16 protein-coding genes are annotated in these 21,366 nt (G+C 33.5%); 12 read left to right on the top strand and 4 right to left on the bottom strand.

Features of this window, described 5'->3' with window-relative positions; genetic code table 11:
- Positions 1-7 precede the first annotated feature (7 nt).
- From gcvP to argH, 9 genes are all read left to right on the top strand, one after another.
- Complete coding sequence (gene gcvP / locus N7277_RS07920; RefSeq protein WP_274779030.1) at positions 8-2,866, top strand: aminomethyl-transferring glycine dehydrogenase; 2,859 nt, start codon at positions 8-10, stop codon at positions 2,864-2,866.
- Between the two features lie 255 nt (positions 2,867-3,121).
- Positions 3,122-3,697, top strand: coding sequence for a GNAT family N-acetyltransferase (locus N7277_RS07925; RefSeq protein ID WP_274779031.1), 576 nt, complete (start codon positions 3,122-3,124; stop codon positions 3,695-3,697).
- Positions 3,698-3,702: 5 nt separating this feature from the next.
- A complete protein-coding gene (argG, locus tag N7277_RS07930; RefSeq protein WP_274779032.1) occupies positions 3,703-4,899 on the top strand; it encodes an argininosuccinate synthase in 1,197 nt (398 codons plus the stop codon).
- Entirely contained in the window at positions 4,892-5,851 is a 960-nt protein-coding gene (gene argC, locus N7277_RS07935) for an N-acetyl-gamma-glutamyl-phosphate reductase (RefSeq protein ID WP_274779033.1), read from the top strand. The genes argG and argC overlap by 8 nt, the downstream gene beginning before the upstream one ends.
- Before the next feature lie 298 nt (positions 5,852-6,149).
- Positions 6,150-7,286: an aspartate aminotransferase family protein gene (locus N7277_RS07940; protein ID WP_274779034.1), complete on the top strand. Its 1,137-nt coding sequence runs from the start codon at positions 6,150-6,152 to the stop codon at positions 7,284-7,286.
- 3 nt (positions 7,287-7,289) lie between these two features.
- A complete protein-coding gene (locus N7277_RS07945; protein ID WP_274779035.1) occupies positions 7,290-8,231 on the top strand; it encodes an acetylornithine carbamoyltransferase in 942 nt (313 codons plus the stop codon).
- A 33-nt stretch (positions 8,232-8,264) separates the two neighbouring features.
- A complete protein-coding gene (argB, locus tag N7277_RS07950) occupies positions 8,265-9,065 on the top strand; it encodes an acetylglutamate kinase (RefSeq protein ID WP_274779036.1) in 801 nt (266 codons plus the stop codon).
- The gene (locus N7277_RS07955; protein WP_274779037.1) at positions 9,043-10,125 is read left to right on the top strand and encodes a M20 family metallo-hydrolase; all 1,083 of its coding nucleotides are present in this window, start codon (positions 9,043-9,045) and stop codon (positions 10,123-10,125) included. Before argB ends, N7277_RS07955 begins: the two co-directional genes overlap by 23 nt.
- A 1-nt stretch (position 10,126) precedes the next feature.
- The gene (gene argH / locus N7277_RS07960; RefSeq protein WP_274779038.1) at positions 10,127-11,437 is read left to right on the top strand and encodes an argininosuccinate lyase; all 1,311 of its coding nucleotides are present in this window, start codon (positions 10,127-10,129) and stop codon (positions 11,435-11,437) included.
- A gap of 55 nt (positions 11,438-11,492) precedes the next feature.
- On the opposite strand, the gene N7277_RS07965 is transcribed toward argH, so the two are convergent.
- The 3 genes from N7277_RS07965 to N7277_RS07975 all read right to left on the bottom strand — a co-directional run bounded on the left by N7277_RS07965 (position 11,493) and on the right by N7277_RS07975 (position 13,954).
- Positions 11,493-12,014 (bottom strand): Lrp/AsnC family transcriptional regulator, encoded by a 522-nt coding sequence (locus tag N7277_RS07965; RefSeq protein ID WP_274779039.1) that lies wholly within the window; start codon positions 12,012-12,014, stop codon positions 11,493-11,495.
- A 117-nt stretch (positions 12,015-12,131) separates the two neighbouring features.
- Entirely contained in the window at positions 12,132-12,827 is a 696-nt protein-coding gene (locus tag N7277_RS07970; protein ID WP_274779040.1) for a DUF1003 domain-containing protein, read from the bottom strand.
- A gap of 32 nt (positions 12,828-12,859) precedes the next feature.
- The gene (locus tag N7277_RS07975) at positions 12,860-13,954 is read right to left on the bottom strand and encodes a hypothetical protein (RefSeq protein WP_274779041.1); all 1,095 of its coding nucleotides are present in this window, start codon (positions 13,952-13,954) and stop codon (positions 12,860-12,862) included.
- A gap of 48 nt (positions 13,955-14,002) precedes the next feature.
- Here N7277_RS07975 and dgt point away from each other — a divergent pair, with 48 nt between their 5' ends.
- Both dgt and N7277_RS07985 read left to right on the top strand, forming a co-directional pair.
- The gene (dgt, locus tag N7277_RS07980) at positions 14,003-15,361 is read left to right on the top strand and encodes a dGTP triphosphohydrolase (protein ID WP_274779042.1); all 1,359 of its coding nucleotides are present in this window, start codon (positions 14,003-14,005) and stop codon (positions 15,359-15,361) included.
- Between the two features lie 185 nt (positions 15,362-15,546).
- A complete protein-coding gene (locus tag N7277_RS07985; protein WP_274779043.1) occupies positions 15,547-16,479 on the top strand; it encodes an SPFH domain-containing protein in 933 nt (310 codons plus the stop codon).
- A gap of 48 nt (positions 16,480-16,527) precedes the next feature.
- Here N7277_RS07985 and N7277_RS07990 read toward each other — a convergent pair whose 3' ends face one another.
- A complete protein-coding gene (locus tag N7277_RS07990) occupies positions 16,528-18,213 on the bottom strand; it encodes an APC family permease (RefSeq protein WP_274779044.1) in 1,686 nt (561 codons plus the stop codon).
- A 185-nt stretch (positions 18,214-18,398) separates the two neighbouring features.
- Here N7277_RS07990 and N7277_RS07995 point away from each other — a divergent pair, with 185 nt between their 5' ends.
- Positions 18,399-21,353: a tetratricopeptide repeat protein gene (locus tag N7277_RS07995; protein ID WP_274779045.1), complete on the top strand. Its 2,955-nt coding sequence runs from the start codon at positions 18,399-18,401 to the stop codon at positions 21,351-21,353.
- Positions 21,354-21,366: the final 13 nt, after the last annotated feature.

The following is a 21,366-nucleotide window of genomic DNA, read 5'->3' on the forward strand; positions in this document are numbered from 1 at the left end:
AATTTTTATGAACACACAGCAATTTGTGAACCGTCACATCAACTTCAATGAAGCTGATAAGAACGCTATGTTACAAAAAATTGGCGTTTCTTCTGTAGAAGAATTAATTTCTCAAACTATTCCAGATGCAATCAGATTAGAAAATGAATTAGATATTTCTGCTCCTTTATCTGAGTATGAAATGCTTCAGCATTCTAAAGAATTGGCAGCTAGAAATCTAGATTATGATACCTACATTGGGTTTGGTTATCATAACAGTATTTTGCCAAGTGTAATCCAAAGAAATATACTAGAAAATCCTAGTTGGTACACCGCTTACACACCTTATCAAGCAGAAATTGCACAAGGTAGATTAGAAGCGTTACTTAATTATCAAACATTAATTACCAATCTTACTGGTTTTCATTTAGCAAATGCTTCTCTATTAGATGAAGGAACTGCTGCTTCTGAAGCCATGAGCATGTTCTTTTCGAACAGAACTAAGGACCAGAAAAAAGCAGAAGCCAATAAGTTTTTTGTTTCTGATTTGGTTTTACCTCAAACTATTGCCGTTCTTAGAACCAAAGCTGATGGCTTAGGAATAGAAATCGTGGTAGGTAATCATGAAAATTTTGAGCTTAATGCAGAATTTTTCGGAGCTATTTTACAATATCCAGGTAAAAACGGAATTGTGATTGATTATACTGAGTTAATTTCAAATTATAAGGCATTAAATCTTCAAGTAGTAGTTGCTTGTGATCCACTTGCTCTAGTGAAATTAAAATCACCGGCAGAAATGGGTGCTGATTGTGCAGTAGGAACTACACAGAGATTCGGTATTCCATTGGGTTATGGTGGTCCTCACGCAGCATTCTTTGCTTGTAAGGAAGATTATAAGCGTGATATCCCAGGTAGAATTATTGGGGTAACTCAAGATGCTTACGGAAAACGTGCTTTGAGAATGGCTTTGCAGACAAGAGAGCAGCACATTAAACGTGAAAAGGCGACTTCTAATATTTGTACAGCTCAAGTTTTATTGGCGGTAATGGCTTCTATGTATGCTGTGTATCACGGTAAAGCTGGTTTAGAATATATTGCAGATCAAATTCATTATAAAACCAATGCTCTAAGAGATGCGCTTTCGGTTTTAGGGTATGATACTATAAAAGAGCCTGTTTTTGATACCGTAAAAATCAGCATGTCTGAAGAAGAAAAAGATAAGTTAAAGAGATTAATGCTTGATCATAAAATCAATTTAAATTATTATACTGAAGGTTTTGTAAGTATTTCTATCAATGAAACTACAACTACCGAAAAAATTGATAAAGTAGTGGCAGCTTTTGCACAATTTAAGCAAAAACAAGGTTTCAAATTAGAACCAAAAGCCGTTTCTACACTTCCAGAAAATTTATTGAGAAAAGACGAAATCTTAAAAGAAGAAGTTTTCAATAAATATCATACAGAGACAGAACTGATGCGTTACATTAAGCGTCTCGAAAGAAAAGATTTATCATTAACGCATTCTATGATTTCTTTAGGTTCTTGTACCATGAAACTGAATGCAGCTACAGAAATGATTCCACTTTCTTGGGAACATTGGGGAGCGATCCATCCGTTTGTGCCTATTAATCAAGCTGATGGTTATCAGAAATTAATCAAAACTTTAGAAAAAGATTTAGCTACGATTACAGGTTTTGCTGCAACTTCACTTCAGCCAAATTCTGGAGCTCAAGGCGAATATTCTGGTTTGATGGTAATTAGAGCGTATCAAAAATCTATCGGTCAAGGTCATAGAAATATTTGTTTAATTCCTCAATCTGCTCACGGAACCAATCCTGCTTCTGCGGTGATTGCTGGTCTTAAAGTGGTTGTGGTGAAAAATCTAGAAGACGGACAAATAGATTTCGAAGATTTAAAAGCTAAAGTGGAAGAGCATAAAGATAATTTATCTGCTTTCATGATTACTTATCCATCTACTTATGGTTTCTTTGATGATAACGTAAAAGAAATTACAGACTTAATCCATGAAAATGGTGGTCAAGTTTATATGGATGGTGCAAATATGAATGCTCAAGTTGGCTTCACTTCACCAGGTAATATCGGTGCAGATGTTTGTCACTTAAATCTTCATAAGACTTTTGCAATTCCTCACGGTGGAGGTGGACCAGGAGTTGGGCCAATTTGTGTAGCAAAACATTTAGTACCTTTCTTGCCTCAAAATCCTAATATTCCAACAGGTGGAAGCCAGGGAATAGACGCTATTTCTTCTGCGCCTTATGGTTCTGCATTAGTTCTTAATATTTCTTATGCTTATATTAAAATGTTAGGAGCGGTTGGTTTGAGAAACTCTACAGAATTTGCCATTATCAACGCAAATTATTTAAAAGAAGTTTTGGGAGAGCATTTCCCAATTTTATATGCAAATAAAAAAGGAAGAGTAGCTCACGAATGTATTGTAGATTTCCGCCAGTTTAAACCTTTAGGAATTGAGGTGGCAGATGTTGCCAAACGTTTGATGGATTATGGTTTCCATGCTCCTACGGTTTCGTTCCCTGTTGCTGGCACGTTAATGATTGAGCCTACAGAATCAGAATCTAAAGCAGAATTAGACAGATTTGCTGAAGCTTTAATTTCTATCAAAGCAGAAATTGAAGAAATTGCTGAAGGAAAAGCAGATGCTCATAATAATGTATTGAAAAATGCTCCGCATACAGAACAAGTGGTGATTTCAGATGCTTGGGATAAACCATATTCTCGTGAAAAAGCAGCTTATCCGCTAGAATGGGTTAGAGATCACAAGTTCTTTGCTACAGTTTCTAGAGTAGATGAAGCTTTCGGAGATAGAAATTTGGTTTGTACTTGTGAGCCAATAGAAAGTTACATGTAATGTAAGCAGATATTTTATAGATATTTTAAATCGCTAAATTCATTTTTAGCGATTTTTTTTGTTTGTAGTATGTCTTGTTTTGTAAAACCTTCATAATTAATGGTTTATGTTAAAGTGCTAAAGTTAAAACAAATAAAAACTGCCAAATAAGATTATTTTAGCAATAAATTATCTTTTAAATATTTAAAAATAAAGATAAAAAATCTTTTATTTGAACTTTATTTGTATATTTGCACTCTAAAACTATTTATTTAAATGGAATTTATCATTAGAAAAACAACCGCTGATGATTTTTGTTTTGCAGACGAGATTGTAAAAGAAATGGAAGAGTCTGCCAAAATTAGAGGAACAGGTATCGCCAAAAGATCTCCAGAATATATTAAGGAGAAGATGGAAAAAGGCGATGCGGTTATCGCAATCACACACAATGGAATTTGGGCAGGATTCTGCTATATCGAAACATGGACCAATGGTGACTATGCTTCTAATTCGGGATTGATTGTTTCGCCAAGGTATAGAAATATCGGTTTAGCAAGTAGAATAAAAGAATCTGTGTTTAATGTGACCAGAGAAAAATATCCAAACGCTAAATTATTTGGGATTACCACAGGTTTGGCGGTAATGAAAATTAATTCAAGATTGGGTTATCATCCAGTTCCTTTTTCGGAACTTACTCAAGATGATCAGTTTTGGGATGGTTGCCAAAGTTGTGTCAATTATTCTATTTTACAAAGCAAAGGCAGAAAAAATTGTCTCTGCACAGGAATGTTATTCGTTCCACCCAAAGAAAAAAATAAAAGAGATTTAAGTTACTATATGCAAAATTATTAATAGATATGAAAAAAGTTGTTTTAGCATTTAGCGGAGGTTTAGATACATCTTTTTGCGCAGTTTATTTGCAGCAAGATTTAGGCTACGAAGTTCATGCAGTTACGGTAAATACAGGTGGTTTTAATGAAGAGGAGGTCAAAAAATTAGAGCAGAAAGCAATTTTGCTAGGTGCTAAAACTTTTACATGTCTAGATGTTGTGAAAGAATATTATGATTCTTGCATTCAGTATCTGGTCTTCGGAAATGTTTTAAAAAATAATACCTATCCACTTTCTGTAAGTGCAGAACGTACCATTCAGGCAAAATCTTTGGCAGAATATGCGCTTAAAATCGGTGCAACAGCAATCGCTCACGGAAGTACAGGCGCTGGAAACGACCAAGTTCGTTTTGATGGAATTTTTAATATCGTTTGTCCGCAGATGGAAATCATCACACCGATTCGTGATTTGAAACTTTCTCGCGAGGCGGAAATAGAGTATTTAACGAACAAAGGATTTTCAGGAGATTATACCAAATCAGTATATTCTATTAATCAAGGACTTTGGGGAACTTCGGTTGGTGGAAAAGAAACGCTTACTTCTCATAGCAATTTGCCAGAAGAAGCCTATCCTTCTCAATTAAAGAAGCAAAATCCAGAACAATTGACTTTGGAGTTTGAAAAAGGACATTTAATTAAAATCAATGACCAAAAATTTTCTCATCCTTCAGAAGCGATTGTAAAACTCAACGAAATTGCTTCAGAATTTGCCATTGGTAGAGATACTCACGTAGGCGATACGATTATTGGGATTAAAGGTAGAGTAGGTTTCGAAGCAGCTGGTGCTATTTTGACTTTAAAGGCTCACCATTTGCTAGAAAAACACGTACTTTCTAAATACCAATTGATGATTAAATCTCAAATGGCAGATTGGTACGGAACTTGGCTTCACGAAGCACTTTTCTTAGATCCTGTGATGAGAGATATTGAAAAATTAATGGAAAATTCTCAGCAAAAAGTTACAGGTAAAGTATTTATTACGCTTCTTCCTTATCGTTTTGAACTAAACGGAATAGAATCTAAATATGATTTAATGACTTCTAAATTCGGAAGTTATGGTGAAATGAATAAATCTTGGAGCGGTGAAGACGTGAAAGGTTTCTCTAAAATTTATACCAATTATTTGTCAATTTATCATCAAGTAAACGCTGAAAATAATGATTAAAGCAGGAATTATTGGTGGAACAGGTTACACAGGTGGCGAACTGATTCGTTTGTTGCTCAATCACCCAAATGTAGAACTTTCGTTTGTGACGAGTTACTCTAACGTGGGTAAAAAAGTAACCGATTTGCACCAAGATTTAATTGGAGAAATTGATTTAGAATTTATTGATAATTCTACCGATGCAGATGTTCTTTTTCTGGCTTTACCGCATAAAGAAAGTAAAATTTGGCTCGAAAATAATAACGTTGGGAACGCAGTTGTCATAGATTTAGGAAACGATTTCAGAATTGGAGAAACGTATCAAGGAAATTCTTTTGTTTATGGACTTCCAGAATTGAATTTAGATAAAATTAAAGGAGCAAAACTCATTGCCAATCCTGGTTGTTTTGCTACGGCTATTCAATTAGGAATTATCCCGATTCTTCAAAATGAAGAGGTTTCAGAAATTTACACTACTGGAATTACAGGAGCGACTGGTGCTGGAAAATCACTTTCTGAGACCACGCATTTCAGTTGGAGACAAAATAATATTTCGGCGTATAAGACTTTAATGCATCAGCATTTAGGCGAGATAAATTTTCAATTAAAAGAGTTGAGCAAAGTGCCGTTTTCGGTACAATTTGTTCCATGGAGAGGAGATTTTGCAAGAGGAATTTTTGTGAGCTCTACGTTTAAAACTTCACTTTCTTTAGAAGAATTATTTGAACTCTATGAAAATTTCTACGAAGGGCAAATTTTCACCACGGTTTCAAGAAAAGAAATCAATCTGAAACAAGTAGTCAATACCAATAGGTGTTTGATTAATATTGAAAAAAATGGAGATTTTGCAGTGGTACATTCTGCAATTGATAATCTCTTGAAAGGTGCTTCAGGACAAGCTATTCATAACATGAATATATCATTCGGGTTTCCCGAAAACGCAGGTTTGAAACTCAAATCTATCGCTTTTTAGTAATAAAAAGTAAAAATGAAAGGTACTTTGTCAAAGTTTTTGCAAAGCAAATTAATCTTTGACAAAGTTTTTTTAAAAGAAAAATATTAAAATAAATGACATAAGATTCGGAGGCGTTAAAAAATTCTGAAAATAATTCGTCAAAAAATCTCTGCTGTTTGAGAAAGCGATGGGAATGTTGAGGCTCAAGTTTCAGAGATTTTAGAATTAGTTTTAGAATTTTAGCCGAGAATCTGAGTCTTGAATTTTTGGTTCTTTTGTTTCAAGACAAAAGAACTTAACCAAAAGAAATAATTAAATGAAACTTTTTGATGTATATCCTTTAATAGACGTAACTCCTGCAAAAGCAGAAGGAAGCTATTTTTGGGACGAAAACGGAACAGAATATCTGGATTTATATGGTGGTCACGCTGTGATTTCCATAGGACATTCTCATCCAACTTATGTAAAATATATTACAGAACAACTCCATAATATCGGTTTTTATTCTAATTATGTGAAAATTCCGATTCAAAATCAAGTAGCTGAACAACTGACCAAGTTGTCTGGTTATGACGATTATACACTTTTTCTTTGCAATTCTGGTGCTGAAGCCAATGAAAATGCCATAAAATTGGCTTCTTTCCACACCGGAAAAAAGAAAATTATTTATTTTTCTGGAGCTTTCCACGGAAGAACTGCGGCTGCTGTAGCTTGTACAGACAATCCGAAAATTGTAGCGCCAGTAAATCAATCTGAGAATTTTGTAAAACTTCCATTCAATGATTTGGAAGCTTTAGAAAATGAATTCAAAACCAATTCAGATATTGCTGGAGTGATTGTAGAAGGAATTCAAGGAGTTGGCGGTGTTCAGATTCCTACCACAGCATTTTTACAGAAAATTCAACAATTATGTAATGAGAATAATGCAGTTTTCATCGCAGACGAAATTCAATCTGGCTTTGGAAGAAGTGGTAAATTTTTCGCTCATCAACACGCTGGTGTAACTCCTGATATTATTTCGATGGCAAAAGGAATGGGCAATGGTTTTCCAGTTGCAGGAATTTTAATTTCACCTAAATTCAAAGCTTCGTACGGTTTACTCGGAACAACTTTTGGAGGGAATTTCTTGGCTTGTGCTGCTACAAAAGCGGTTTTAGATGTTATTGAAAAAGAAAATCTATTGCAAAACGCTCAAAAAGTGGGAGATTACTTGGTTTCTTTGCTACAAAATCAAAAAAATATCAAAGAAATTCGTTATCAAGGTTTAATGATTGGGATTGATTTGGCTTTTCCTTGCAACGAAGTAAGAAATAGATTAGTTAAAGAACACAAAATGTTGACAGGTAATGCATCTACACCAAATACTTTGAGAGTTTTACCTGCTTTAAATGTGAAAAAGGAAGATGTGAAAAAATTCGCAGATGCTTTAATTCAAATTTTAAACGAATATTAAAAAATGAAACAGTTTCTATCTATAAATGACGTAGAAAATCTTGATGATCTAATTCAAGATGCTTTAGAATACAAGAAAAATCCTTTGAAGGACGAGAATTTGGCTAAAGGTAAAACTTTGGGCTTAATTTTTATGAATTCTAGCCTCAGAACAAGGATGAGCACTCAAAAAGCGGCTGAAAATTTAGGTTTTAAAGTGATGACTTTCAATGCTGGACAAGATTTCTGGGCTTGGGAAACTGAAGATGGAGCAGTGATGAATGGCACTACTGTAGAGCATATTAAAGATGCAGCTACGGTAATTGGACAGTATTGCGATGTGGTTGCGATTCGTTGTTTTGCAGATTTAAAAAATAAAAAATCTGATACGGAAGAAAAGATTTTAACGCTTTTCCAAAAGTATCTCAATAAACCATTGATTTCTATGGAAGCTGCTACCAGACATCCTTTGCAGAGTTTGGCGGATACTATTACCATAAAAGAACAGTGGAAAGAAGCCAGAAAACCGAAAGTTGTTTTAACGTGGGGTCCACACATTAAGCCAATTCCACACGCTGTTGCCAATTCTTTTGCAGAATGGATGAATGCACAAGATGTAGATTTTGTGATTACACATCCTGAAGGTTTAGATTTAGACCCAGCTTTTGTTGGCGATGCTCAAGTGACTAATAATCAAGAAGAAGCATTAAAAGATGCTGATTTTGTGTATATTAAAAACTGGAGTTCATTTAATGATTACGGAAAAGTAGTAGAAGGTTATGATGATTGGATGCTGACTGAAGAAAAAATGAAAATCACCAATAACGGAAGACCAATGCATTGTTTACCAGTTCGTAGAAATGTTGAGGTTAGCGATGAGGTTTTGGATTCTGAACAGTCATTGATTTTTGAACAATCATACAACAGATTGTTTGCTGCACAAGCAGTCTTGAAAAACATACTTTAAAAATTTAAGTACTCAACCACAAAAAAGTTATTGATGAAACAAGAACTATACATCATCAAAATTGGTGGAAATGTAATAGATCATCCCGAAAAGTTAGATGCTTTCTTGAAGGATTTTTCTGAAATTCAAAAACCTAAAATTTTGGTTCACGGTGGTGGAAAATTGGCAACCAAATTAGCTGAAAAACTAGAAATTCCACAAGAGTTTTTTGAAGGTAGAAGAATTACCAATCAGGAGACCAGAGATGTTGCAGTGATGGTTTATGCAGGTTTGATCAATAAAAATATTGTGGCTACTTTACAGAAAAATGGTTTGAACTCCATCGGTTTTTCAGGTGCAGATGCTAATCTTATTCCGGCGCACAAAAGACCTGTGAAAAAAGTAGATTTTGGTTGGGTAGGAGATGTGGAAACAGAAAAAATCAATGCTTCATTTTTAGAAAAAGTAATATCTGAAAATATTTGTCCGGTTTTTTGTGCCATTACACACGATGGAAACGGTAATTTACTCAATACCAATGCAGATACCATTGCATCGAGTTTAGCAGTGGCTTTATCAGCACATTTTGAAGTAAATTTGGCGTATTGTTTTGAGAAAAATGGAGTTTTAGAGAATGTAGAAGATGAAAATTCAGTCATTGCTAAAATAACACCAGAAACCTATATTCAACTCAAGGAAAAAAATATTGTGAATGACGGAATGATTCCGAAGATCGATAATGCTTTTGCAGCTATAGAAAAAGGAGTAAAATCTGTATTCATTGTAAAAGAAACTTTTTTGAAGAAACTAATTAACGAAAACGACAGAACGAGTGGAACAGAAATCACCCAATAATTTTTTAGAACTTGGCGATAATGCTGTAGAATTGCTCAAAAAGCTAATCTCTATACCTTCTTTCAGTAAAGAAGAAGATAAAACGGCTGATTTAATTGAGGAATATCTTCAGGGAAAAGGGGTGAAAACTCATCGTCAACAAAACAATGTTTGGGTTTTCAACCAAAATTTTTCCCCTGAAAAACCTACCATTCTGCTCAATTCTCATCACGATACGGTAAGACCCAATTCTGGTTATACTTTAGATCCTTTTACACCGATTGTAAAAGATGGTAAACTGTATGGTTTAGGCAGTAATGATGCTGGTGGAGCTTTGGTTTCTTTAATGGCGGCTTTTCTTTATTTTTATTCGGCAGATGATTTAAAATACAATATCGTTTACGCAGCAACTGCAGAAGAAGAAAATTCTGGTTTAGATGGAGTTGAATCGGTGCTGCCACATTTTGGGAATTTAGAATTTGCGATTGTGGGCGAGCCTACAGAAATGCAGATGGCGATTGCTGAAAAAGGTTTAATGGTGGTAGATTGCGAGGTTTCGGGAACTTCTTCTCACGCAGCGCATCCTAATGATGATAACGCCATTTACAACGCAATTAAGGATATAGAATGGATTAAAAATTATCAGTTTCCGAAAAAATCTGATGCTTTAGGCGATGTGAAAATGACGGTAAGCGTCATCAATGCTGGGAAATTGCACAATATGGTGCCCAACACTTGCAGTTTTACCATAGATGTAAGGACTACAGATCAATACACCAACCGTGAAGTTTTAGAAATTATTCAACAAAATATAAAAAGTAAAGCAGTAGCAAGAGGATTTAGATTGAATTCCTCTTCTATTTCTGTGGAGCATCCTATTGTGAAAGCAGGTTTAGAATTGGGCAGGACTACTTATGGTTCGCCTACCACTTCAGATCAAGCTGTAATTCCTTACCCATCACTTAAAATGGGGCCGGGTTTGTCGGCGCGTTCGCACAGCAGTGACGAGTTTATTTATGTAGATGAAATTTATGAAGGCATAAAAATTTACATTCAATTATTATCAAAAATTGTATTTTAAAATGAGTAAAAAACTTTGGCAAAAAAATAATTTATCTGAAAATCAGCATGCTGCTTTGGTGGAAAAATTTACCATTGGTAGAGATGCTGAATTTGATTTGCAACTCGCAAAATACGATGTTTTGGGAAACAAGGCGCATGTGAAAATGCTTGCAACTATTGGTCTGATTGAAGAATCTGAATTGCCAAAAATTTTAGAAGAATTAGATAATATTGCACTTAAAATAGAAGAAGGAAGCTTTGTCATCGAAGAAGGAATAGAAGATGTGCATTCTCAGATAGAATTTCAATTGACAAAGAAATTGGGTGATATTGGCAAGAAAATTCACTCTGCACGTTCTAGAAATGACCAAGTTTTAGTAGACATCAAGCTTTTCCTCAAAAATGAAATTCTAGAAATTAAAGATTTGGTGAAAAATCTTTTCCAGACTTTACAAAAGTTAAGCAACCTGCATCAAGATAAACTCATTCCCGGTTATACACATTTTCAAATTGCGATGCCTTCCTCTTTTGGACTATGGTTTGGTGCTTATGCAGAAGCATTGATAGATGATTTAGAAATGCTTTTGGCTGCGTACAAAATCACCAATAAAAATCCTTTAGGTTCTGGCGCAGGTTATGGTTCTTCGTTCCCGATTAATCGTACTTTAACTACAGAATTACTGGAATTTGAGACGCTAAATTACAACGTAGTTTATGCACAAATGACACGCGGAAAGTCTGAAAAAACTTTGGCAACTGCTATTGCTGCTATTGCACATACTTTGAGCAAATTAGCCTATGATGTCTGTTTATATATGAATCAAAATTTTGGATTTATCACGTTTCCAGATACTTTTACTACGGGAAGCAGCATTATGCCACATAAAAAAAACCCAGATATTTTCGAGTTAATTCGAGGTAAATGTAATATTCTTCAAGGCGTTCCTACGGAATTAACATTGTTGACCAATAATTTACCTTCTGGTTATCACCGAGAAATGCAACTGACCAAAGAAGTGCTTTTTCCTGCAATTAATACCATTAAAGATTGTCTTTACATTTCAGAATATACCTTGAATCACATTCAAGTAAAAGATAATATTTTGGAGGACGAAAAGTATCAATACCTTTTCAGTGTGGAGAATGTAAATGATTTGGTTTTGAATGGAGTTTCATTCCGTGATGCTTATGTACAAGTTGGTCAAAGTATTGAAAATCAAAATTTTGAACCTAATAAAAACTTAAAGCACACGCACGAAGGAAGCATCGGGAATCTTTGCAACGAAGAAATTAGAGAAGAATTCTCAAAAGTTTTTGAGAAATTTAAATAGGATGGAGTGGAATAATTGAATTTAAAAAAAGCTTTAAACTGTATAGGTTTAAAGCTTATTTTTTTTTAGACGAATTTTTCTCATTTTCCATATCCAGTTGATGTTCTTTTTCTAAGAGTTTATAAGTGTTTTCTCTTTTGATTTCGTTCAGAACAATGCTACTGTGATATTGATAAATATTAGGGGTATTGGCTAATACGTTGGTAATAAAGTTGTTATAAGTGTCGATGTTGTTGGTAGCAATTTTCAGCATATAATCATAAGTTCCAGACAAACTGAGCACTTCTTGTACTTCATCATATTTTCTAATTTCCTTCTCAAACTCATCAAGGGATTGCTTCGATTGATTTCTAATCGTCACGTTACAGTAAGCCACTAAATCAATGCCTATTTTCTTACGATTGAGAATAGCAGCATATTTTTCTATAAAACCATTTTTTTCTAAATACTTAATTCTGTCGTAAGTTGGAGTAAAAGATAAGCCAATTTTCTCGCCGATTTCTTTTACCGAATAGTTAGAATTTCTTTGAAGCAAATCTAATATTTGTAAATCTTTTTGATCTAAATTTTGACTCATTAGCTTTATTTATAGTGGTTCAGAAACAAATATACACTAAATTTTTTAATTTTTTTAACAGAATTCTTCATCATTGAAGTAAAACTTTAGCTTAAAAATATTTTCAGAATTTTTATTTTATTCTTTCTTCACATTATGTAAAATATTTTCTAATAAGTCTATTTGAGTTTTCTGAATTTCGAGTAAATCTTGTTGATAATGAATGATTAAATGGTCTATTTTTTCGTGTAATTCTCTAATTTCTAATTCACTTTTTAGATTGATTTTGTAATCTTTTTTGGAGCGTTCTCTATCTTTTTCTTCTTGTCGGTTTTGGCTCATCATAATCACAGGAGCCTGAATTGCCGCAATACAAGACAAAATTAAGTTCAATAAAATGAAAGGGAAAGGATCAAAACCATGATTAGAAAGCCAAAAAACATTCAATAAAATCCAAGCAACTAAAAAGGTCATGAAAAAGATGATGAAGCCCCAACTTCCACCGAATTCTGCTACTTTATCTGCCAATTTTTGACCGAAAGTAATTTCTTGTTCATCTTCTTCCACTTCTGTAGAAATCATGGTGTTTTTAGAAACAGATTGAATCACTTGTCTTTCTACTTCTGTTAGGTTTCCTAATTTTTTATTGAGAAATTCAGAAATATATTTTTCTCGGTATTCATTCATTTCTTCAATACTCAAAAAACAACTTTTAGAAAAATTAGGATGTGTTTTATTGATAAAATGAAGCAGGGATTGTCTGAGATTTTTAGCGGAAACCCTTTCGTTTTCGGGAAATTCTTTCCCAGATAAATCACTTCTGAAAGTACTCATATTGATTAAATTTTATGAAGTTTTTACTGTGCTTAAACACCAAAATAGAGATTGGTTTTTTTAGAAATCTTCCATTTTCCATTGATAAATTCTGCACTAATGTTTCCTGAACCTTTTTGATCAGCATAATCTAAATCATAAGTATTAGAATAGAATTTATTTTCAGAAATTTTGCTGTATTTTACACTGAAAAAATGGTCTAAAACATCTTCTTTAATAGGAATTTGTTCTTCGGTGTTATAAAAAAGAAATTTTCTGTTTTTGGGATTGATTTGATTGAAATAATCACAGTCGGTCAAAACTTCTGTGAAACTGTAATGCGTTTTTGGTGAAGTTTCATCTACTATTGCTTCGTACATTGCAGAGAATTTAGAAGAAACAGATGCGTATCGAGGATTAGCATCTTCGAAATCATTAAGTCCATCATCATCGCTATCGTTTTTGGCAGGATTTAAACCAATGAATTGTTCAAATAAGTCATTGTAACCATCTTTGTCACTATCTTTTTTAATTTCAGCAAGTGGAATAGAAAATTCTACATCATCTTTTATCACTTCATATTTTGGCAAAACAGGAAAAGATGAAAGTCGGGTAACTTTTACGATGCTTCCGCTTAAATGAATTGCATTCTTACTTAAAAATGTGAAATTAGGTGCATTAAAATCATAATTCACAAAAGCATTCTGTGTAAGCCCAAGAAAGTAAGGTTTCGCTTTTTGATTTCCAGATTTTTCAATGAGCCAAAGTCCGTATTTATTTTTGGCGAGAGCAAACTGATTTTGTTTAGAAAGATATTGAAATTCAGGTAAATCGCTTATAAAATCTTTAAAAATAGTTTGATATTCTGGAGAATCAATGAATTGTTTTTCTTTTTCTGTTTCTTTATTGAAAAAATCTAAATTTCCTTCAAAATTACTTTTGTTTTCAACGGTTTTATATTGAATATGTTTCGGGAAATTCTGTAAAATATCTTCTTTTGTAGGCTCTGTGTATTGCTTTTTGGGCTTTTCTTTGCCCACTTTTACAATCTGAAAACAATTTTCTTCAATAGATTTTTGATTGAAAGTTTCTGGTTTTTTGTCGCAAGAAAAAAGCGCAACCAAGAATAAAAAATTTAAAAATTTCATAGCTAAATTTTTAGATATTAAATTTAAGACTTATTTTTGAATTAGATTATGATTCTAAACACAATTTTTACCAATCAGAGAACTGGAAATCACATTCAGAACATTGTTTCACGTACAGATTTCCAGAGAGATTTTGACCGAATTATCTTTTCTTCGGCATTCAGAAGATTACAAAATAAAACTCAGGTTTTCCCGCTTCCAGGAAGTGTTTTCGTGCACAATCGTCTCACGCATTCGCTAGAAGTTTCTTCTGTGGGAAGAAGTTTGGGGAGTCTTGCTGGTAAATTTATCGTTCAAAATTTTGAAAACGAACTCACCGAAGATTCTAAAAATTTCTATCTCTATAATCTCAATAATGTGATTGCAGCGGCTTGTCTTTGTCATGACATTGGTAATCCTGCATTCGGACATTCTGGTGAAGATGCAATTGCTAGTTTTTTTGAAAAGAATGAATCAGAATTAAAGCCAAAATTTACTGAAAAAGAATGGGCAGATTTGGTGAATTTCGAAGGAAATACCAATGCCATCAGAATTCTTACGCACAAACAAACGGGTAAAGACGAAGGCGGAACTCAGCTAACATATACTACTTTAGCAAGTATCGCCAAATATCCTTGCGAAGCGATTGCTAAGAAAAAAGGTCACGTTAATCGCAAGAAATTTGGGTTTTTCCAAAGTGAAAAACAGACTTTTCTAAATATTGCGAATGCTACCAAAATGATGGTGGAAAGCGAAGAACCTACAGTTTTTAAACGTCATCCTTTCGTCTGGTTGGTAGAAGCTGCAGACGATATTTGTTATAACATTATCGACATGGAAGATGCACACAGATTAGGAATTATTTCTACTTCTGACTGCGAAAATCTTTTCATGGATTTGATAAAGTCTGTCAACGAAAAAGACGCCAAAAGAAGTGCAGAGAAATTGCTTTTATTTTCGAATAAAAACGAAAGAATTTCTTATTTGAGAGCCAAAGTGATTAATGCACTCATCAATAAATTTACAGAATTATATCAACTACATTTTTCTGAAATTATAGACGGAACTTTAAATAAAGCTTTGCTAGATATTTTTAAATCTGAGAGTATATCTTTTCAAGAAGTGGAACGTTTTTCTATCGAAAAAATATATGGTCACAGAAGTGTGGTAGAAATAGAAAACGCTGGTTATAACGTAATGTATGAGCTTTTGAACCATTTTATTCCGCCAATTATTAAAGAAAAATCAGAGCGTAAAGGTTTTGAGAAAAAAGCATTACAATTGATTCCTTCACAATTTATCTATGAAGATGGAACGGTTTATGAGAAAGTTCTCGGAGTTCTAGATTTCGTTTCTGGAATGACGGACAATTTCGCAACAGATTTGTATAGAAAAATTAAAGGAATAGATATAGGAATGACGATGTAATTTTGCAAGAGCCAATTAAAAAGAGCCTTAAAATAAGTGTTAATAATGAATTCTCCTAGTTTTACAAATTAGCGATTTCATGACTTTACCACTTTAAGGCTTCACGACTTCACGAGTTTATAAAAATTTCGTAACTTTAAAGAACATTTCAAGACTTATTAGAAAATTTTTAAAAACAATAAACTATGGAAGTATTAGGCGTTTTAGTCTTTTTGGGACTCGTTATTTTATTCGCTTCTTTTTTCACTGTAAAACAAGAAACAGCGGCAATTGTAGAGCGTTTTGGTAAATTTCAATCGGTTAGACAATCTGGTCTTCATCTTAAAATTCCTTTTGTAGATCAAATTGCAAAAAGAATGAATCTTAGAATTCAGCAGTTAGATGTAATGATTGATACCAAAACTTTGGATAATGTTTTCCTTAAAATGAAAGTTTCTGTGCAGTATCAAGTGATTAGAAATCAAGTTGGTGATGCTTATTATCGTTTAGAAAATCCACAAGATCAAATTACATCATATGTTTTTGACGTAGTAAGAGCCGAAGTTCCGAAACTGAAATTAGATGATGTTTTCGTGAAAAAAGATGATATCGCAATTGCAGTTAAAGGTGAGTTGCAAGAAGCGATGCAATCTTATGGTTATGATATCATTAAAGCATTGGTGACAGATATTGACCCAGATGAACAAGTGAAACATGCCATGAACAGAATTAATGCTGCTGAACGTGAAAAAACAGCTGCAGAATATGAATCTGAAGCACAAAGAATTAGAATTGTAGCCGTTGCAAAAGCAGAAGCAGAATCTAAAAAATTACAAGGTCAAGGTATTGCAGATCAGCGTAGAGAAATTGCAAAAGGTTTAGAAGAATCAGTAAGAATGCTGAATAATGTGAATATCGGTTCTCAAGAAGCATCTGCGTTAATCGTAGTGACACAGCATTATGATACGCTACATTCTGTAGGTGCTAATAACAGAAGTAATTTGGTTCTATTGCCTAATTCTCCTACTGCTGCAAGTAATATGCTTAACGATATGATGGTAGCTATGACTGCGGCAAATAAATTAGAACAAGCAGATCAAGGTAAAATGCCACCTCCACCAAAACAACATACTCATTAATCATAAAAAAATCCCGAGAAATTCTCGGGATTTTTTGTTTAAAATATATTAATTGTTCGTTTCAATATTCTTAGGATTCAACTTACTATTTTTCTTTCCGTAGAAGAAATAAATTCCTAATCCTATGATAAACCATAATCCGAACCAAAACCAGTTATTATGTGTCATTCCTGTTAATAAATACAGACAAGAAGTTAACCCTAATAATGGTATTAGAGAAAGGTTTTTGAGATAAGCCAATACTACTAAAGCTAAATTAATAATCAAGAAAATGATGATAGAAAGCCTAAATTCACCTTCATGCTCATCTGTAATGTTCCATAAATTATGGAAAAATTCTGGCTGCCAAAAATAGAAGCCTACTAATCCACCGATAAATAATATAGGGAAAATATATTTAGCATTGATGTAAGGCAAGTGAAATCTACCTTTTAATTTTTCTTTTTGAGGCATCAATAAAATTCCTCCATTCACCAATACAAATGCGAAAATAGTACCGATACTGGTAAAATCTAAAATAAATGTTTTATCAGTAAATAAAATAGGTAAGCCAACAGCAACTCCAGTGATAATGGTAGCGAAACTTGGTGTTTTGTATTTTGGGTGAATTTCTGCAAATTTTTTCGGCATTAATCCGTCTCTACTCATACTCATCCAAATTCTTGGCTGTCCCATTTGGAAAACCAATAAAACGGTAGTAATCGCTACAATGGCAGTAACAGAAACCACAAATTCCATCCAAGGAATATTGGCATTTTGAGGAGCGAAAATAAAAGATAATGGATCACCAATCCCTTCAAATTTTCTATAATCTACAATTCCTGTTAAAACTAAAGTGAGTACAATATAGATTGCTGTACTCAAAACCAAAGAAATAATCATTCCTTTTGGTAAGGTTTTTTCAGGATTTTTAGTTTCTTCTGAAAGTACGCTCAAGGCGTCAAAACCTATGTAAGCAAAGAAAACTCCTGCTACAGCACTCATTACTCCTGTAAAACCATTGGGCATAAAAGATTTCACACCTTCATTGTTCGTAGGAACCCAATTTTCTGAATTGAGATAAAAAACACCTACAGCAATAATTAAAAATATTACAGCTAATTTTAAGATTACCAATAAGTTATTGAAATTTCTACTTTCTTTGATTCCGATATAAACTAACCAAGTGATTAAGGCATTGATAATTAAAGCGGGAATATCTACGATGAATTTAACTCCAGCAATGATAGGAGCAGATTTCCATGCGTTTACCAATTCTTGGTTTTGTGAACCTGCCATGAAAGCTTTTTTGGCTTCCGTATAACTTGTCGTCAAATAATCTGGAATTCCGAAACCTAATCTTTCCACAAAAGACGTAAAATAATCGCTCCAAGAAAAAGCGACATAAATATTTCCAAAGGAATATTCCATAATGAGCGCCCAACCAATAATCCAAGCGATTAACTCGCCGAAACTGGCATATGCATACGTGTAAGCACTTCCTGCAGTAGGAATCCTACTGGCAAACTCTGCGTAAGACATGGCGGTAAATGCACATGCAACAGCACAAATAATATAGAGGGAAATTACACCAGGTCCGCCTCGGAAAATAGCCTCACCTAAACTACTGAAACTCCCAGCTCCAATGATGGCAGCTAAACCAAAAAATACAATGTCCCAAGTACCGAGAGCTCTAATCAATTCAGATTTATGCTCTTTTCCAGTGTAATGTTTTCTTCTGAAAAGTTGATTCATTCTTGTTTTTTAAAAATTACAAAGTAACAAATGTAATTAAAAATCTGAAAAATGTAGATTTATTTATCTTTTTTATGTCTTTTTATAGATAAAAAATTTGATTCTTAATCCTTAAAAAACTTGCTTCTACAATAAGTTTTCTGTATTTTCGTTCTAATTATTACAATTCTAATTCATCAAAAATAATGAATCAAAGAAATAAAATTTTATTGCTATCGGCCATTTCATTATCTGGCCTTTCAATGGCTCAACAATCACAATTTTTCGCAGACAAAGAACAATACCGTTTCAATCTAGCCGAAAATCTTTACCAAAATAAAATCTACGCAGCTTCACAATACGAATTTTCAAGACAGTATTTTTTTAACCAAAATTTAGAAAATTCTAAGAAAGAAACTGCCCGTTTTTTCAGCAATGTTATTGGAGTAATCTTAGCTCAGAATCATGCAGAAGACGGTTTAGATGCTTTTATTAAAGATTATCCTAAATCTGCACTTTTTGCTCAGGCGAATTTGCCTTTAGCGGATTATTATTTGGCTAAAAAGGATTTTCCTAAGGCTTTAGAAACGCTTCAAAAAGTCAATCAATATCAATTAGATAAACAGGAAAACACACAGTATATCTTGAAATTGGGATATGCCAAATTCATGACTGGAGATTCTAATGGTGCGATTGATGCATTGGAAGAAGCCTATAAAAATGCCGAAGATAAAGGTGATATTGCGTATATGCTGGGACATTTATACTATGCGAACCAACAAAACGAAAAGGCTTTTCAGTTTTTCGATGAAATCAAAAATAATGAAAAGTACGCCAAGTTGGTAAAACCGTATTATGTACAATTGTATTTTAATGAAAAAGACTATGAGAAAGCCATTGTAGAAGGAAATGATTTGCTAAAGGAAGATATTTCTTCGGCTTATAAAGCAGAAGTTCACAAAATTATTGGCGAAAGTTATTTCATGCAAAAGCAATATGCAGAAGCATATCCTCATCTAAAAGCGTATTTACAAACCCAACAAAATCCTTCGGAAAGTGATTTGTATGAAATGGGATTTGTAGCGGCAAATCTTCAAAAATTTGACGAGGCGATTTCATATTATAATCAGTTGGTCAATTCTAATTCTGCCTTTTCTCAAAATGCGTATTATCAGCTAGGAAATGCATATTTAGAAGTAGGGAAGAAGCAAGAAGCTTTGTCAGCGTTTCGTTCTGCAAAAGACATGACGTATGATAAAAACGTATCGAAACTAGCACATGAGCAGTACGCTAAACTAAGTTACGACATCGGAAATCCATTTGAAAGTCCACAATTGGCCATTAAATCATACCTAGAAAAATATGGTTATTCTAAAGAATTAGAACAACTTTTGGTAAAATCTTACTTGTATTCTGGTGATTATAAAGGCACCATAAAAACCATCGAAGAACTCTCTGGAATAGATGCTCAAACCGAAAAAATCTATCAAGAAGTTTTATTTCTCTACGGAACAGAACTCTTCAATAAAGGAGAACTAGACGCAGCGGAACAGAATTTCAAGAAAAGTTTAAAATATAACCTCAATAAAACTTTCAATTTAAGAGCGCAATATTGGTTAGCGCAAACCTATTACCAAAAAGGAGATTATGCAACTGCAATTTATGGTTTTGAAAAGTTAGATAGAAATGTAGAATCGTTTCCAGAGAGACAACAATTGAGTTACGATTTGGGTTATGCTCATTTTAAATCTAAAAATTTTGCTAAGGCTAAAGAATACTTTAAAGAATATTTGAAAAATCCAAAGCCAGAGTTTCAATCTGATGCAGAATTGCGTTTAGCAGATACTTATTACGCCGGTAATGAACTGAATGAAGCGATTGCAATCTACAATAAAACAGAAGGCGCAAATGATTACACGCAGTTCCAAAAAGCAATGGCAATAGGTTTTAAAGGAGATACAGAAGCTAAAATTGTTGAATTGAAGAAATTAATCTCCAATTATAAAAATTCTGAATATCAAGATGATGCGTATTATGAATTGGGAACTGCTTATGCTTCCATTGACCAATATCAAAATTCGAGTGATGCGTTTTCGCAAGTGATAAAATTGAGCGCTGATAAAGACTTGGTTGCCAATGCAGAAATCTACAGAGCACAGAATTACGAAGACTTAAACCAGCCAGAAAAAGCTTTAACAGAATTAAAAGTTCTTGGAAATAAATATAAAAATACGGCCTATGCAGAAAAAATTGTAGCTGCAGCCAAACCGATATATCTGAAAAACGGTGACGCTTCTGGTTACGAATATTTTGCAAAGAACTTGGGCGTAAATATTGCTCAAACGGATTTAGACGAAATTAATCTTTCTCTGGCTCAATCGCTGTTTGCGAAGAAGGAATACACAAAAGCTATCCCTAATTATGAGAAATTTTTAACCCAAAATCCAACGGGTGAAAAATTCTATCAAGCGCAATATGAATTAGGAGAAAGTTACTATCAAACCAAGAATTTTACGAAAGCCAAATTGGTTTTAGGGGAAATTGCTAATGCCCAAAATGATTATCAGGAAGATGCTCAAGTAAGAATTGCTCAAATTTTATTGAGTGAAAACAACAGTTCTGAAGCGAAAATTTATTTGGAAAATCTCGCCAATTCATCCAATGTGACGATTAAAAACTTCGCGAGTATAGAATTGATGAAGATTTATGCAGAGGAAAAGAATTTTTCACAGGCAGAAAAATATGCGAATGAAGTCTTGAAATATTCTAAAAACTCAGCAGCAGTTTTAGAACAGGCGAAGGTGATCAAAGCAAGAAGTTTGATGAATCAAGGCAAAGATAAAGACGCACAAACCGCCTATGCTGCGTTAGAAAAATCTGCAAATACAGAAGTAGCTGCAGAAGCACTCTATGCAAAAGCTTTTTATCAAAATAAAGGAAAGGCTTTCAAATCTTCCAACGAAACCATTTTTAAACTAGCGAATAATTATGCTTCCGAAGAATTTTGGGGCGCAAAAGCTTTAGTGTTGATGGCGAGGAATTATTTGGCACTGAAAGACAATTATCAGGCAAGTTATACTTGTGATCAAATCATAGAAAACTATCAGGATTTCCCAGAAATTGTTTCAGAAGCTAGGGAAGTGAAATCGATGATTAAGTAATTTGATAATGAAT

The sequence above is a fragment of the Cloacibacterium sp. TD35 genome, assembly GCF_028864635.1.
Classification (GTDB): domain Bacteria; phylum Bacteroidota; class Bacteroidia; order Flavobacteriales; family Weeksellaceae; genus Cloacibacterium.

What these genes read in the sequence shown, in the direction of transcription:
- gcvP (WP_274779030.1), top strand. Translation starts at nt 8, where the DNA reads ATGAACACACAGCAATTTGTGAACCGTCACATCAACTTCAATGAAGCT.
- N7277_RS07925 (WP_274779031.1), top strand. Translation starts at nt 3,122, where the DNA reads ATGGAATTTATCATTAGAAAAACAACCGCTGATGATTTTTGTTTTGCA.
- argG (WP_274779032.1), top strand. Translation starts at nt 3,703, where the DNA reads ATGAAAAAAGTTGTTTTAGCATTTAGCGGAGGTTTAGATACATCTTTT.
- argC (WP_274779033.1), top strand. Translation starts at nt 4,892, where the DNA reads ATGATTAAAGCAGGAATTATTGGTGGAACAGGTTACACAGGTGGCGAA.
- N7277_RS07940 (WP_274779034.1), top strand. Translation starts at nt 6,150, where the DNA reads ATGAAACTTTTTGATGTATATCCTTTAATAGACGTAACTCCTGCAAAA.
- N7277_RS07945 (WP_274779035.1), top strand. Translation starts at nt 7,290, where the DNA reads ATGAAACAGTTTCTATCTATAAATGACGTAGAAAATCTTGATGATCTA.
- argB (WP_274779036.1), top strand. Translation starts at nt 8,265, where the DNA reads ATGAAACAAGAACTATACATCATCAAAATTGGTGGAAATGTAATAGAT.
- argH (WP_274779038.1), top strand. Translation starts at nt 10,127, where the DNA reads ATGAGTAAAAAACTTTGGCAAAAAAATAATTTATCTGAAAATCAGCAT.
- N7277_RS07965 (WP_274779039.1), bottom strand. Translation starts at nt 12,014, where the DNA reads ATGAGTCAAAATTTAGATCAAAAAGATTTACAAATATTAGATTTGCTT.
- N7277_RS07970 (WP_274779040.1), bottom strand. Translation starts at nt 12,827, where the DNA reads ATGAGTACTTTCAGAAGTGATTTATCTGGGAAAGAATTTCCCGAAAAC.
- N7277_RS07975 (WP_274779041.1), bottom strand. Translation starts at nt 13,954, where the DNA reads ATGAAATTTTTAAATTTTTTATTCTTGGTTGCGCTTTTTTCTTGCGAC.
- dgt (WP_274779042.1), top strand. Translation starts at nt 14,003, where the DNA reads ATGATTCTAAACACAATTTTTACCAATCAGAGAACTGGAAATCACATT.
- N7277_RS07985 (WP_274779043.1), top strand. Translation starts at nt 15,547, where the DNA reads ATGGAAGTATTAGGCGTTTTAGTCTTTTTGGGACTCGTTATTTTATTC.
- N7277_RS07990 (WP_274779044.1), bottom strand. Translation starts at nt 18,213, where the DNA reads ATGAATCAACTTTTCAGAAGAAAACATTACACTGGAAAAGAGCATAAA.
- N7277_RS07995 (WP_274779045.1), top strand. Translation starts at nt 18,399, where the DNA reads ATGAATCAAAGAAATAAAATTTTATTGCTATCGGCCATTTCATTATCT.